11 protein-coding genes are annotated in these 15,455 nt (G+C 67.5%); all 11 read right to left on the bottom strand.

The features are described 5' to 3' along the window. Window position 1: 1 nt before the first annotated feature. Window positions 2-1,903: a long-chain-fatty-acid--AMP ligase FadD32 gene (fadD32, locus tag QAD21_RS01375; protein WP_280360405.1), complete on the bottom strand. Its 1,902-nt coding sequence runs from the start codon at window positions 1,901-1,903 to the stop codon at window positions 2-4. A 258-nt stretch (window positions 1,904-2,161) separates the two neighbouring features. After that, window positions 2,162-3,172: an LLM class F420-dependent oxidoreductase gene (locus tag QAD21_RS01370; protein WP_165629200.1), complete on the bottom strand. Its 1,011-nt coding sequence runs from the start codon at window positions 3,170-3,172 to the stop codon at window positions 2,162-2,164. Window positions 3,173-3,405: 233 nt separating this feature from the next. Then, on the bottom strand, window positions 3,406-4,419 hold the full coding sequence (locus QAD21_RS01365) for a cutinase family protein (RefSeq protein ID WP_058250936.1): 1,014 nt from the start codon (window positions 4,417-4,419) through the stop codon (window positions 3,406-3,408). Window position 4,420: 1 nt separating this feature from the next. Continuing rightward, window positions 4,421-4,957, bottom strand: a complete 537-nt coding sequence (locus QAD21_RS01360) for a DUF732 domain-containing protein (protein WP_065631375.1) — start codon at window positions 4,955-4,957, stop codon at window positions 4,421-4,423. 270 nt (window positions 4,958-5,227) lie between these two features. Next, entirely contained in the window at window positions 5,228-6,733 is a 1,506-nt protein-coding gene (locus QAD21_RS01355; RefSeq protein ID WP_280360404.1) for an alpha/beta hydrolase-fold protein, read from the bottom strand. A 360-nt stretch (window positions 6,734-7,093) separates the two neighbouring features. Next, the gene (locus QAD21_RS01350; RefSeq protein WP_165629202.1) at window positions 7,094-8,083 is read right to left on the bottom strand and encodes an alpha/beta hydrolase family protein; all 990 of its coding nucleotides are present in this window, start codon (window positions 8,081-8,083) and stop codon (window positions 7,094-7,096) included. A gap of 381 nt (window positions 8,084-8,464) precedes the next feature. Next, entirely contained in the window at window positions 8,465-10,552 is a 2,088-nt protein-coding gene (gene zomB, locus QAD21_RS01345) for a flagellar motor control protein ZomB (protein ID WP_165629203.1), read from the bottom strand. Continuing rightward, window positions 10,539-11,450, bottom strand: a complete 912-nt coding sequence (locus QAD21_RS01340) for a decaprenyl-phosphate phosphoribosyltransferase (RefSeq protein WP_165629204.1) — start codon at window positions 11,448-11,450, stop codon at window positions 10,539-10,541. The genes zomB and QAD21_RS01340 overlap by 14 nt, the downstream gene beginning before the upstream one ends. After that, window positions 11,447-12,181 (bottom strand): phosphatase PAP2 family protein, encoded by a 735-nt coding sequence (locus tag QAD21_RS01335; RefSeq protein WP_165630746.1) that lies wholly within the window; start codon window positions 12,179-12,181, stop codon window positions 11,447-11,449. Before QAD21_RS01335 ends, QAD21_RS01340 begins: the two co-directional genes overlap by 4 nt. Window positions 12,182-12,215: 34 nt before the next feature. Beyond that, the gene (locus QAD21_RS01330) at window positions 12,216-14,156 is read right to left on the bottom strand and encodes a glycosyltransferase (RefSeq protein ID WP_165629205.1); all 1,941 of its coding nucleotides are present in this window, start codon (window positions 14,154-14,156) and stop codon (window positions 12,216-12,218) included. Next, on the bottom strand, window positions 14,157-15,365 hold the full coding sequence (gene glf, locus QAD21_RS01325; protein ID WP_165629206.1) for a UDP-galactopyranose mutase: 1,209 nt from the start codon (window positions 15,363-15,365) through the stop codon (window positions 14,157-14,159). Window positions 15,366-15,455: the final 90 nt, after the last annotated feature.

Below are 15,455 nucleotides of genomic sequence, written 5' to 3'. Positions count from 1 at the left end.
GCTACTCGGCGTCCGGGAACGCCGTCTGCTTGTAGCCGCCCCGGAGACTGCCGTCGATGTAGGCCGCACGGGTCGCGCGCCGCGCGATCTTGCCCGACGACGTGCGCGGGATCGAGCCGGCCGGAACCAGCAGGACGTCGCGGACCATCACGCCATGACGCTGGGCCACCGCGGCACGCACGGTGTCGGCGACCTCCTGCGGGTCGGCCTTGCGGCCGGGTCCGCGCTCGGCGACGATGACCAGTTGCTCGGACGCGTCGTCGGCGTCGGGCTTCAAACCGCTGCCGGCGAACTCGAACACCTCGCCCGGCAACTGATTGGCCGGCACCGAGAACGCGGCGACGAAGCCGGGGCGCAGCGCGTCGCTGGCTTCCTGCGCGCTGTACTCGAGGTCCTGCGGGTAGTGGTTGCGGCCGTCGACGATCACCAGGTCCTTGACTCGCCCGGTGATGTAGAGCTCACCGTCGAGCCAGACCCCGAAGTCGCCGGTGCGCATCCAGATCGCGTCCGCGGGCGCACCCTCGGCGTGACTGTTCTCCGGGAGCGGGGTGACCAGCTTGTTGTGGAATGTCTCCTCGGTCTCCTCCGGCTTGTTCCAGTAGCCGGCGCCGATGTTCAGACCATGCAACCAGATCTCCCCGACATGGCCGTCGGGCTGTTCGGTCGCCGTCTCGGTGTCGACGATGGTGGCCCACTGGCTCACCGCGACCTGACCACACGACACCTGCGCGACCGCGTTGGGCGCGTCGGAGTCGACGAGGGTGAAAGTGCCGGCGTTGAGGTCGTCGCGGTCGACATAGACGACCTTCGCCTCGTTCTCGCGCTGCGTCGCGGACACGAACAGCGTGGCCTCGGCCATGCCGTAACAGGGCTTGATCGCCGTCTTCGGCAGCCCGTACGGCGCGAACGCCTCGTTGAACTTCTTCATCGAGCTGACCGTGACCGGCTCCGACCCGTTGATCAGACCGATGACGTTGGAGAGGTCGAGCTCCTCGCCCTCCTTCGGCAGACCGCGCGCGGCGGCGTGCTCGAAGGCGAAGTTGGGAGCCGCGGCGAAGGTCTCCGCGCCGTCGGCGGCGGCGGCGAGCTCCTTGATCCAGCGACCGGGACGGCGAACGAACGCCTGCGGGCTCATGATCGTGATGTAGCGGCCGCCGAGCGCGGGCAGGATCACGGTGAGCAGACCCATGTCGTGGAACATCGGCAGCCAGGTGACGCCGCGGGCCTTGCGATCGATGCCGATGGTGTCGGAGATCTGCAGCACGTTCGCGGCGACCGCCTGATAGGTGATCTCCACACCGGCCGGGACGCGCGTCGAACCCGAGGTGTACTGCAGGTAGGCGACGGTGTCCTTGTTGTGGTCCTGACCGGCGACCGGTGCCACCCAGCTCGACCCGACCGAATCCGGGACGGCGTCGACGGCGATGACGCGCGGACGCTCCTTGGCCGGCAGCGGCGCGAAGAAGTCACGCACCGCCTCGGCGGACTTCGTCGAGGTGAGGATCGCGGTCGGCTTGCAGTCGTCGAGGACCGCGTGCAGTCGGTCGGTGTGTCCGGGCTCGTCCGGGGAGAACAGCGGGACGGCGACGTTGCTGGCGTAGAGCGCCGCGAAGAACCCGATCACGTACTCCAGCGACTGGGGCGCGAGGATCGCCACGCGGTCGCCCGGCTTGGTGACCTGCTGCAGACGTGCTGCGACGGCACGGAGTCGCTTGCCGAACTGCGCCCACGTCAGATCCTGGGGCTCGCCATCGCGTTCGCGGCTGTAGTCGATGAACCGGTAGGCCAGTGTGTCGGCCTGTTCGCGGACGTTCTGCTCGACGTAGTCGACCAGGGTCGCTTCCTCGGTGAAAGAGATGTTCCCGGTCTCATCGAGAAAGTCTTCGAGTTCAGTACTCAGCATTCATTACTCCTGTGCCCCCTCGTGGACTCCCCCACGCGGGCGCAGTTCTCCGGCGAGGTCTTGGCGACACCACCACGCAGTCCTGCTGTCCACGTCCTGTGCCGACCGCGGGATACGGTAGCGCACGTCCAGTTACCCAACGAAAAAACTCGCGTTCGTCATGCTCGGCTTCGCATGAGCGCGCGTCGCCCTTCGACGCGCGCCGCCGGGTTCACCGACCCGTCACCTCGCTGTTGACTCGCGAGACCGTCGGCCATCCTACTCCCCCTTCAATTGCGCCAGCACGGGCGCAAAAGCATCCATCTGCGTGGGGAACACCCCTACGTAGGACATGGTGGTGCGGCGGCGCACCTCCCGGATCTGGTCGGCGATCTCGTCGAAGCTCCCGATCGCGATGTACGGCGAGGTCAGCACGTCGTCGACGGTGAACTCGGTGTCGTGCGCGATGTTGGGCGGATAGCCCTGTTCGAGCGCCTTCAGCGCCATCTCGGCGGTGGCGACCCGATCGTCGGTGATGACGATGACAGCGATCGTCCAGTTCAGTTCGAGCTCGTCGAACCGGTCGCCGGCGACCTGCCGGATCCGGTCGACACGCTCGGCGGTCTTCTCGATGGTCATGTCGGACAGCTTCATCTTGCCGTCGGTGGTGGTGCCGGGCGCGACGGAGATGATGTCGGCGTGCTTGGCGGCCAGGGCGAGCATCTTGGGTCCGCCGCCGCCGACGGCGATCGGCGGACGCGGTCCCTGCCGCGGCCGCGGACTGCCCTCGAGGCCCTTGATCTGGTAGAACTCGCCGTCGAAGTTCACCGTCTCCCCGCGCATCAGGCCGTCGAGGACGGTCAGCGCCTCGTCGAGGCGACGGATGCGGACGCCGGGCGACTCGAATTCGATCCCGGCCTTGTCGAACTCCTCTTTCATCCACCCGGCGCCGATGCCCAGCTCGAGTCGTCCCTTGCTCAGGACGTCGATGGTGTTGGCCTCCTTGGCGAGGAGGGCGGGATGACGCCAGCCGTTGGCCAGCACCGATGTCGCGAGGCGGATCGTGCTGGTGGCCTGCGTCAACGCGCCGAGCGCCGCGAGCGGACCGACCTGGTTGCCGAGGTGGTCGGGCACCGCGAAGGTGTCGTAACCGTACTCCTCGGCGGTCTGCGCGAGCTTGACGAACTTGCGGGCGCCGCCCTCGTCCTTGTTGCCCTCACCACCCGCGCCGAAGCGGAACTTCCGCAATCCGGCCGAGGTGGCACCGGCATCGCTCGGGGGTTGCGTCATCGCTGTCCTCTCATCGTGATCGCCGGCTGGTGAGGTCGCGTGCGGCGTCTGCGGCGCACTGCGGTGTTCCTCGGGCCAGCCCAACACGTTAATGCAGCGTGACGGCGCCGCCAAACGAATCGGCCGCAGCCGCGACAAGAGGTTACCGGCCGGTTAGTTCGACGATGCGCCCGGTCGGGTGAGTCGCGTCCGAGACGCTTCCATCCGGTCAGCCGTGACCGGCAGATTGCCGGTCAGTTGTGCTTCGGCTGGGGTGCGTCCTCGATGAGATCCTTGGACCAGTCGTACATCCACTGGGTCGCGGTCTGACCGTCGTTCTCCCAGTAGCGGGTGGTCGCGTACATCGCGTGGACGGGATTCGACGCCGCGTTCGCCAGCTTCGACACCGCCGCCAGCGGGTTGACGATCGTCGGCGAGTCACAGATGAGATCGCCCGGGGCGCAGATGGATTGAACCCGGTCGCGGAGATCGCCGAAACCGCCGGTGCGCGGGCCGGTCATGGAGATGCCGGGAACGAGGTTGCCCATGCCGCCGAGCGCGATCTCGGCGCCCACGCCGTTCGGGCTCGGCTCGATGTCGTTCTGCTCACCCGGTTGGCGCCGACCGTCGGCGATCAGCCCGACGCCCAGCACGAGATCCTGGTCACCGTCCTCGAGCACGCCCCGGCCGTTGCCGATGTTGCTGGCCAGATCGCCGGCGATGACCGCACCCTGACTGAATCCCATGATCACGTAGCTCGTCAGCGGGCAGCGTTCGTTGGTGGAGATGATCTTGCCCGCCGCGCGCTTGTATCCCTGCGTGCGTGACACGTTGTAATCGGCCTGCCGGTCGGCGAGGTTGGTCGGATTCCGGAACTGCGCCGTGTAGGGAACGGTGTAGATCTCGCTGCGGGACGAGTCGAAGTCATTCGAGAGGGCACGCGACACGCGCAGCATCAACGAGTTCGGATTCGCCGACGGCGCGTACGGATCGTCGTCGGCGCTCGACTCCCAGGTGCCGGGCACGACGACGGTCAGAACGTCCGGGCAGTCCGCAGGCTGTGCATCCGGCCGTTCTTTCGACGGCGGGGTCGTCGACGGCCCGCCGGGGCCGATCGGCGCGGGTCCCGGAGCCAGCCACACCAGGACCAGCACGACGATGAGCACGATCGCGATGACCGCGAGCGCGAGGAGGAGCAGCGCGAAAGCGCCGAGCCGCCGGACGGGACCCTTCCGGGTGCGGCCCGCGGCGTTGCGTCGAGCGGCCACGTCAGCAGTAGTGCTGTTCGGCCGCGCGGATGACCTTGTCGGCCTTCGAGTTCGCTTCCTCGACGTTGTCCGCCCCCGGACCCACAGAGGCGGTGACGAAGGCCTTCACCATGCTCGGGTCGGTGCCCTTCTGCTTGGCACCACAGACGTACTTCGCCATCGTCAGGGCCACTGAATTGTCGTTGTCACCCATGAACGTGACGTCCTGCTGCTTCAACGCGGCGAGATACGCGCGGGCCTTGTCGTCGAGCGGCTGGCCGCTGGGTCCGGGGAAGCTGGCCGGGACCTTCGTGCTGGGGTTCGGTTCGGTCGCCGGCAGCTCCGACGTGCCGCCGGGCGTGGACGGGGTGGTCTCCTCGGATGTGGAACCCTGCGACGCGCTCGTCGAGGGAGCGGCCGAATACAGCGACGTCGTCGTGACCGGGTTGTTGGTGATCGGCGCACTGGCCGTCGAGTCATCGGCGCAGGCCGACACGGACCCGAGCGCGAGAGCGAGGCCCGTCACGGCCAGCACCAGCCGCACACACTTCGTTGTCATCGCCACTTCCTGCCGAACCTTTCGGGTCGAGATCAACGCACCGCCGGACGGTCTCGTCCGGCGACACTCACGTCCGGCCTGCGGCCGATCGCAACGCAGGGGCACCCTGCGTCGCACACCACGTCAGGCTACCGTCCGCGCGAGGCCGTTCCGGCCGCCGCACCAGCACCACCTGCGGTAACGGTCCGATTCCTCAGCGAAGTTTCAGGCCGTACACACGTGGGGTCGAGGTTGGGGCACCGTCGGCGCCCCGTCCCCTCCTTCTGACCGTCACTTCAGGACCTTGGTGCCGTCCTTCGCCGTCCAGGTGATCCGGCCGTGCTCGAAGTGGTTGACGCGGCCCTTGCCGTCGCGGGTCGGGAGTTCGTCGGTCGTCGGCTTGCCGAGACGTCCGCTCGGTCCACCGGCAGCGACGTAGGCGCCACCGATCGCGCCGGTGACGATCTTCGGACCCTTCGGGCCGGTGAACATGCGTCCGCCGGCGAAGTCCTGTGCCTTGCCACCGGCAACCGGGTACGACGGGGTGAGGCAGCCCCCGAGCGTCGCCTTGTTGGCGTCCCAGACCTTGCGGAAGGCGCCGTCGACGCGGCATGCGACCGCGTCGCGCGACAGTCCGAGGGCCGCGGCGGCCTGCGGCCACGCCTGCATCATCTCGAACTCCCAGTACGGCCAGGTGTGGGTGCCCGACGGCCGGTAGTTCGCCTGGCCCGGAATCCCTTTGCGATTCAACTGGATCGCGAACTGTTGCGAGGTCACGCGGCTCAGCATCTCGAGTCCGACGCCGGAATAGTTGGTCGCGAGCATCGGGATGTCCGACGGCTTGTCGTGCGGCCCGACCATGCCGTTGCCCGAGGAGACGTACAGGCTCGTGCCCTGCAGTTTGTCGACCATCAGATAGGGGTCGTGCTCTTTCCACGCCGGATCGGACGGCGGACCGAACATCTTCATCGAGTCGTAGCCGCCACCGTCGCGCACCGCGAACTGGATGGCCTGCGGCATGCCGAACGAACTCAGCTGCAGGATCCCCGAGAACGACGCCGCGAACTTGTAGAAGCCGGGATTGCGCGCGGCCAGCATCATCGCCGCGGATCCACCCATCGAGAGTCCCTCGATGCCGCGGACGTCCGTGGAGCGCCAGTCGTTCTCCAAGATGGGCGGCAGTTCCCGCATGAGGAACGTCTCCCACTTGTAGTTCTTGCCGCGGTCGGGTTCCTTCCAGTCGGTGTAGAAGCTCGACTCACCACCGATCGGCAGGATGACGTTGACGTTCTTGTCCTTGTAGAAGTCGACGATCTTGGTGTTGATGATCCAGCCGCTCTGATCGTCCTGCGCGCGCAGACCGTCGAGCATCGTCAGCTGCGGGAACTTCTCCTTCGGCTTCGCGTGCCAGTCACGGGCCAGCAGGATCTGCACCTGGATGTTGGTGTTCATCGCCGGCGAGTAGACCCACAGGGCCACGCGCCGGTCGGTGTACCAGTAGGTGTTCGTCACCCTCGCCGGCTGGGCGGCCGGCACCGACGCCGGAGCGACCGGGGCGCGCGAGCTCGGTGGCGCGGGCGCCGGAGCGCTCGGCGACGCCGGGGGCGCGGGCGGGGCCGGAGCGGGCTCGGCGCCGGCGAGACCGTTGCCGATGACGAGCACCGCGGCGGTCGCCAGCGCGACCACGGCCGCCGTCACCGGGCAAAGAGTCGCCCGACGACCGGCCGGGCGCGCGTCACCCTGTCCTGCGTCAGCCGGTCGCGCGTCGACCCTGCCTGTACCACTGTTTCGCCGCATCACTCTCCAGAACTCCTTCGCCCCTGTACGCCGGCGCCCGCAGCGTCGTGACCGATTCCCCGTCAGTCACACGTGCATCATGAGTATCAAACGCCTCAGGAGTTTCTTACACGCCGCAGCGAGGCGTGTCCGCACGCCACGCTGTGACACGTGGGATTTGTGTGACAGTTGATATCTGTGGGGTCGGTCGTCCGCTGGAAACCACCCTCCATACAGCGGCGGCGGACCGTAGGGCGTTGGGGCCCCTCTGGAGGGTGGTTTTCAGCGTGGACCTCAGAGCAGGGTGCGCCCACGCACGACGACGCCCCGCCCGGAAACCCGGGCGGGGCGTCGTGTGGCCGGCGGACCGGCGATGTCAGATCAGCGGAAGAACCCGCGGTTCTTGGCGTTCCAGATCATGTCCTGCCAGTAGCCCCAGGCGTGGGTGCCGTTGGCGTAATAGGTCATCAGCGGGACGCCCTGGACGAAGGCCGCGGCCTCGAAGGCCTTGGACTGTGTGAAGGCGAGCAGCTCGAGGGTCGAACCCTTGAACAGGTCGTCGAACACGTTGGGCAGTGCGTTGTATCGGCCGAACAGACCGTTACCGGAACCGACGAACACCTTCATTCCGCGCATCAGGCCGATGTTCCAGAAGGGATCGTTCTGGAACCAGCGGATGCTCCACGGCGGGCCCCACATCGCGTCGATGTTCCACGGCTTCGGGTCGACGTCGAGCATCGCCAGGCGCAGCGCGGTACGCATGCCGGGAGCGCTCAGGAAGTTGTAGCCCGAAAGCGAGCCGGCGCGGTCGAAGTGCTGACGGTTCTGGGCACCGAGGACCAGTGCGGCGTTACCACCCATGGACAGGCCCATGATGGCGTAGCGCTTCGACGGTCCGACGCGGAAGCCGCGGGCGTCGAGCGCGCTGATCAGGGTCCGGCTGATGACGCAGTTCCAGCGGTACCGGTAGGGCTGCCGGTTGAAGTTGCTGGGTGCGTCCCAGTCCGTGTAGAAGCTTGCCGGTCCACCGATGGGCTCGACGACGTTGACGCCGGACTTCACCATCTCCTGGACGTTGGTGTTGATCTCCCAGCCGCTGTAGTCGTACTGGGCGCGCATGCCATCGAGGAGGATGACGGTCTTGTAGTTGCCGGGCTTCTTCCAGGCGCGGACCTTGACGTTCGGCATCCCGCAGCCGTTGACCCAGAACTCCTGCTTGCCGACCTGCGTTCCGCCGATCCGGGCGTTGGCCTGGCCGGCGACGACACCGGTCAGTCCCACAACTGTCAGGATGGCGACGACAGCGGCGATCAACCGGTTGCTCATCCGGTTGCGCGCAGGCCTCGGCGCCTCGGTGGCAGCTTCACGCATGTACAGAATCTCCCTCTTCAGCCGATCGGCCGGAACTCTTGGTCCCCGGTGGCCGACCGGTCCTTGTGCGTCACACATTTTTCGTCCCCCGGCTCATTGCGCGGCGCGACGTCGTTCACGAGTCGTTCTCGCATGCGATTCACCGTCGGCGAGCCTATTCGATGCCCCCGAACGTGACAAACCATGTGATCGCGATCACAACCCCGTCACTTCGGCGTCCCAGCAGTTCAGAACGCCTCAGTCACGACCTTTCTATCGGCCGCGCCCACGGGGACGTTACCGATCCGAGATGTTCGACGGCAACTCCACAGGTTCGACCCCGCGTTTTCTCGGGATTCTCTTGGTGTCGTGTGGTTGGGTGCAGCGCCCGGGCGCGCGTCCCTAGCGCGGGTTCACCGGCGGTGGCATCTCCAGGCCGCAGCGCTGGATCTCGTACTCCGGCTCACGCTGGATGCGGTAGCTGTTGAAGGTGAACGCCTGCCGCAGGTTGTGCTTGAAGCGGTCGAAGGACCACGGTGCCTCGAACGAGGCGAACCGGTCCTTGGTCTCCGGGCACTGCAGCGCCACCTGGGCCTGACGGACCAGGTCCTCGTCGAGATAACCGGGCAGCACGGGGCGGCGCGGGTATGCCCCGGCCTCGGCGACGACCCACTCGCTCGGCAGGATCTTGTCGTGGCCGATGCGGCCGTCCTCGAGACGCTCGGTGTGCGCGGCGAGCGGGTACGCCAGACCCATCTGGTCGATGACGCGCACATCCAGCGGGGCGTTCATGCTCGTCATGCCGAGGTTGAGGAAGTAGACGGTCACCTGCCGCTCGGCGCCCTTCGGCATCACGCCGGGAAGTTGCGCCACGTACCACTCGTCGTAGTTGAACGACGGCAGGATGACGCCGCCGTCCTCGCGGTACTCGTCGATCTTCTCGACCATCGCACTCATGCGCGGGTAGTCGAGGTAATCCTCGGCGGTCACGGGATTCTCGTTGCCCATGTTGGTGACGTAGAAGCGGCGCTCGTCGACGATGCCGCTGCGGCCGATGTCGATTCCCGCGTTCGGCAGCACGTTGGCGTGGGTGGAGACCGCCCACACGACGACGGTGATCCACATGGCGCTCATGGCGACCGCGCCGACCAGTTGGGCCCGCGCGCGCCGGCGGTCGGCGGGGACGGGTGCGGTCACCGGTGGAGCGGCGTCGTCCACCGGGTCGGAGATCACGGACTCGGAGTCCGTCGACGGCCGGCGACGGAATGCCGCACCGACGTGGGCGGGAATCGTCACCGGCACGACCATCAAGGGCAACAGGGTGATGAAGATCGGAACGAGCAGCACCCGGCCGTGCATGAAGTCGCCGCCCTGACGCATCCAGTAGACGATCAGCACGATGCCGGCGAGGACCATGACGGTCACGACCGCGGTCGAGGACTGCAGTCGGCGCGACCATCCGGCGAGGCGCGACGACCGGGTGTCCGTCGTCGAGTCGGCCGTTGCCTCAACCGAGTCCGCGGTCGCGTCGGCACCCGTGGCATCGGCCCTCTTCGACCGCATGCGGCCGCCGACGACCAGCAGCACCCCGGCCACCGCCGCCAGGACGACCGGCAGCACGAGCACGTAGGGGCCGAAGAGATTGGTCAGATAGGCGAAGCCCTGATCCCACTTGGCACCGCTGGCGTCCTTCGCGACCGCGGGATTGGGAACCAGCAGGGCGTAATAGCCCATGCGGAAGATCTGGTAGCCGACCGGCAGGGTCCCCGCGACCACGACGACGCCCAGACGCATCTTCCAGCCGAGGGGCGCGAAGAACACCAGCAGCAGCACGAGGCCGCCGAGGATCGTCAGTTCGGGCCGGATCAGCGGCGCCAGACCGGCGGTGAAGGCGAGTACGAGCGTGGCCGCCGCGCTCCTGCGGCTCGTGGGCGCGCCGCGCCGCGCCCAGGCGACGAGCTGGCACCACAGGACGGCCGCCCAGAAGATGCAGAGTCCGTTCTCGAGCCCGCTCGTGGCGAAGTCGCGCGCGGGCGGAATGGCGATGTAGATGACCGCGCCGAACGGCAGCAGCAGGGTCCAGCCGTCGCCGGTGAGCCCGCCGATGCGTGTCCCGAACAGTCGCGCGCTGCCGTACATCGCGATCGGGATCGCGGCGACCGAGCACACCAGCGCCACCCAGAGCGCGACGTACTCGAGTTGACCGTCGGTGAGCCACGCCCAGAACCACAGCAGGTAGGTCCAGGCGGTCGAGGTGTTCGCCTCGACCCGCTCCCCGGCGTTGAAGACCGGACCGTTGCCGGCGAAGAGGTTGCGCAACGTCCGCAGGACGATGAGTCCGTCGTCGGCGATCCACCGGCGCTGCCACGCACCGATCGCGAAGAACGTCGTGACGACGGCGGCCCCGACGACGAAACTGACGGCCGCGACCTTGGTGCGGCCGGTCGTCAGCGCCCGGAATCCGGTTGGCGATCCGTCAATTGACTGCATAGACCGCGACACCCACACACACCAGCCACGCCACGGCGAGCAGCTGCAGGACACGATCGCCGAGCGCGATCTCCTCGGGCTCGCCCGCGGCACCCCCGTCGACGTCGACGGCGTAGCGCAGGATCGCCACGGTGAACGGCACCATCGAGATGGCGTACGCGACGTTGGTGTCGCCCTTGTCGAAGGCCCACAGGCCGTAGAAGATCACGACCGCGGTGGCCGACAGGGTCCACACGAAGCGCAGGTAGGTGGTCGTGTAGTACTCGAGGGCCTTGCGGATCTTGGCGCCCGTGCGTTCGGCGAGCTGGAGCTCGGCGTAGCGCTTACCCGCCGCCATGAACAGCGACCCGAAGGCCATCACGAGCAGGAACCACTGCGACAGCACGATCTCGGCGGCGACACCACCGGCGATGGCGCGCAGCAGGAAGCCCGACGACACGATGCAGATGTCGATGACGGCCTGGTTCTTCAGGCCGAAGCAGTAGCCGAGCTGGATCACCAGGTAGATGGCGATGACGACGGCCGTCTGCCAGTTGGCGAGGAACGCGATGCCGATCGAGCCGACGAGGAGGACGACGGCGAGGACATAGGCCAGGGTCACCGGGACGACGCCGGCCGCGATCGGCCGGAACCGCTTGGTCGGGTGGTTGCGGTCGGACTCGACGTCCATCGCGTCGTTGACCAGGTAGATGCTCGACGCGGCGAGGCAGAAGGCGACGAAGGCGATACCGGCGGAGCCCAGCACCGAGACGTCGGTGATGTTGCCCGCGGCGAGCGGAGCGGCGAGCACCAGGACGTTCTTGACCCACTGCCGCGGCCGGACGGCCTTGATCAGCCCGGACGTCAGGTTCTTCGGCGGTCCGAGAACCTTCCCGTGCTCGATCGGCTCCTCGCTCATGCACTCTCCCTGTGTCGTGTCACCCGCGCGATGACGGGGGACGCGGCAAGACGCAGCGTCCCGCCGGGGACCGCGGCCGTCAGGCCGAGCCGGGCCAGGACGCGCGCCGCGCGGCGGGCACGTCCGGACTCCTGGTCATTCCGGGTGGGTTCGAGCAGCACCTTATCGCCCACGATGACCGCCGCTGCGCTCGCGGCACCGATCGCGGCACCCGCGGTGACGTCGGTCGGGTAGTGCACGCCCAGCACCAGTCGGGACAGCAGCATCGGCGGGACCAGCACAGCGGGCAGCACCTTCGGGTCCCAGCCGGCGGCGCGGCCGATGAGGATCGCGGCCGCGGTGGTCGAGGTGGCGTGTGAGGACGGGAAACTCAGTTTGCTCGGCGTCGACACCCCGATGGCGATCGCCGGGTGTGCGGGCCGCGGGCGGCGCACGATCCGCTTGATGATCACCGACGCGGCGTGCGCGCCGAAGGCGCCCACTCCCGCCTCGAGCCAGAGCTGTTGCGCCCGTACGTCACCGCGGCGGCGGGCCAGGGCCCAACCGGTCCCCGAGATCGCGAGCCAGCCCAGCGCGTGCTCGCCCACGTGCGACAGTCCGCGCGCGGCCGGGCGGACGCCCGGGCGGGCGCCGAGCCCGGCCTGGATGGCGACCAGCGCCTTCTCCTCGCCGTTCAGGGGACGCGGGGTGTCGTCGGCCGGGACCTTCCCCGTCTCCGCACGGTCCTCCAGGACCGTGTCGCCCCCGCTGCCGATCACCGGACCATCAGATTCCGAAGACACCCGCCCAGCTCTCCTTCGACGTCAGGTCGCGGTGTGCGGACCTGTACTGCTGCTTCATCTCCGGGAACTTGTCCTGCAATTCCTTCACGAGGGCGAAATGTTCCCGGGCGAGCTCGATCATCTTCTCGCGGTCGCGCTGCCGGTAGACGACGCCGCGGCCGTCGGCGGTGGTGACCGTGACACCGTCGACCCGTCCGAGGGAGAACCATCGCGCCTCGATCGGAGGGAAGTTGGCCTGCGGCACCTCGTGATGCCGGGGATCGGCCGGGCGGACATTGTTCACCACCGCGGCGGTCAGCGCCTTGATCTTGCTGATCGGGTTCAGCGGTATCGAGGTCCCGAGATGCGTTGCCTCGCCCGAGGTCCGCGGCAGCTCGGTCGCCGAGGGGAGGACGACCGCGTCCGGATACTGCTTGCGCATCTGCGCGACCTTCGGCAGCGCGGTGGGCAGCAGACTGCGGATGTGATCGGGTCCGGCGAGGAAGTCCCGGATCGCCTCGTTCTGGATCGCGACCGTCGAATACTCCAGGCAGAGGAGGTGTTTCGCGGTCGCCTTGGTCATCGACCGGACGATCCCCTTGATGGGACCGTCGTGGTGGATCGAAGCGACGACGAGCCGGTTGCGCAGGTGGAAGTACGCCTGCCAGTCGATCGCGTCGTCCTTGTCGCTCCAGGCCATGTGCCAGATCGCGATACCCGGCACGGTGGCGGTGGGGTAACCGGCCTTCGACGCGCGGAGTGCGAACTCCCAGTCGTCCCACTTGATGAACAGGGGCATCGGGAGGCCGATCTGCTCCGCACATTCGCGCGGGATCATGCACATCCACCAACCGTTGCCCTCGACGTCGATCCGCCGGTGCAGGTTCTTCGAGTTCTCGCGGTCGCGCAGTGGGTGTTTGGAGAAGTTGTGGTCGTACTCGACGAACGGCGCCGCGGTCCACATGAAGGTGTCGCGCCGGATGACCTCACCCATGCAGTGGAGGTGACTGCGGTCCTGCAGGTTCAGCATCTGACCGCCGACGAGCATGGGCGCCTTCGCGAATCGCGACATGGCCAGCGCCCGCAGGATCGAGTCGGGTTCGATCGCGATGTCGTCGTCCATGTAGAGGACGTAGGGCGAGTCGGTGAGCCGCAGCGCCTCGTACATGATGCGCGCGTACCCGCCCGAGCCGCCGAGGTTGCCCTGGTCGAAGATGTGCAGCCGGTCGCCGAGAGCGGCCGCGGCCGCGGTGTACCCGGGTTCGTCGACGACCTTCTTGGTGCCCTGGTCGGGCATCATCACCGCGTCGATCACCTCGTCGACCATGGGGTCGGAGGTCAACGCGGCCAACGCGTTCACCGCGTCGGTGGGGCGGTTGAAGGTCGGGATGCCCACCGTGACGCGCTTGGTCTCCGCGTCCGGGGTCGGCGCCTCGACGGGCGCGTACCAACCGGCGGAGACGATCTCGGTGTCGGTGTCGGTGGTGACGTCGAACCAGATCCAGCCGCCGTCTTCGAAGGGGCCGAGGTCCAGCTCGAATTCGACTACGCCGCGGCCGGTTTCGTCGGTGTCGACGAGATCACCGCCGATGCCGATACGCGACCCGTCGATCTTGGAGCGGTACAGGTCGACGCGACAGGTGCCGATCACCTCGACGCGGAGCACCACGGAGTCGAGGATGCTCCAGCGGCGCCAGTAGGCCGCGGCGAAGGCGTTGAAGTAGGTCTCGAAACTCACCTCGGACTCGGCACCGAGGAGCACCGAGGTCCGGCTGGGGGCGTGCGCCCGGCGGTTGTTGCTCTCGGACTCCACGACGTACAGCGACCGGACGTCGAGGGGTTCGCCTGCGCGCGGGAAGATCACCCGCTGCAGAAGGGATTTCGCTTTCGACGGCCCCACTCCGGCGTCGGGGATCTCGGATTGGTTCACGGGAGTCACCGTCATCTATTCGGCTCCTGCGGGGTCGGCCACCAGCGGCGCACCATCACGCAGATGCGGTGCCAGGGTGTTGTCGAACATGGTGAGCGCACTCGCGATCGCCATGTGCATGTCGAGGTACTGATAGGTGCCCAGGCGACCGCCGAACAACACTCCGGCACTTGCGGTCTCGGTGCGGGCGAGGTCACGGTAGGTGGTCAGCATCGCCCGGTCCTCGGGTGTGTTGATCGGGTAGTACGGCTCGTCGTCGTTCTCGGCGAACCGGCTGAACTCCCGCATGATGACCGTCTTGTCGTCGGGGTAGGAGTCCCGCTCGGGATGGAAATGCCGGAACTCGTGGATACGGGTGAACGGGACGTCGGCGTCGTTGTAGTTCATCACCGGTGTGCCCTGGAAGTCGCCGGTGTCGAGCACCTCGGTCTCGAAGTCGAGTGTGCGCCAGCCGAGTCGGCCGGCCGAGTACTCGAAGTAACGGTCCACGGGGCCGGTGTAGACGACCGGGGCGTCGGGACTGTCGGCGCGCAGCTGCTCACGGACGTCGAACCAGTCGGTGGACAGGCGCACCTCGATGCGGTCGTCGGCCGCCATGTTCTCGAGCCACGCGGTGTAACCGTCGACCGGTAGACCCTCGTAGGTGTCGTTGAAGTAGCGGTTGTCGAAGGTGTAGCGGACCGGAAGCCGGGTGATGTTGCCCGCGGGCAGTTCCTTGGGATCGGTCTGCCACTGCTTGGCGGTGTAGTGCTTGATGAACGCCTCGTACAACGGGCGGCCGATCAGGCTGATCGCCTTCTCCTCGAGGTTGCGCGCCTTTGCGGTCTCGATCTCGCTGGCCTGCTCGGCGATCAGCTTCCGCGCCTCGTCGGGACTGAAGTAGCGGCCGAAGAACTGGCTGACCAGCCCGAGGCCCATCGGGAACTGGTAGGCCTGCCCGTTGTGCAGCGCGAACACCCGGTGCTGATAGCCGGTGAAGTCGGTGAACTGGTTGACGTACTCCCACACCCGCTCGTTGGACGTGTGGAACAGGTGTGCCCCGTACTTGTGGATCTCGATGCCGGTCGTCGGCTCGGCTTCGGAGTACGCGTTGCCACCGAGGTGGTCGCGCCGGTCGAGCACGAGGACCCGTTTGCCCAGCTGCGTCGCGGCCCGCTCGGCGACGGTGAGGCCGAAGAATCCGGAGCCGACGACGATCAGGTCATAGCTGCTACTGGTTGCCACGGGTCCTCAGGGTAACGGACCCTCCCTGAGTAATCTCCGAGCCACGTGGCCTGGCACGGAAGCCGGGTATTGTTTCGAACGTCGGCCTGT

Source organism: Gordonia sp. SMJS1, from assembly GCF_029866425.1.
GTDB classification, from domain to species: domain Bacteria; phylum Actinomycetota; class Actinomycetes; order Mycobacteriales; family Mycobacteriaceae; genus Gordonia; species Gordonia hongkongensis.
Note: the sequence above shows the minus strand (reverse complement) of the source record. Positions and strands in the feature narration are given on the sequence as shown.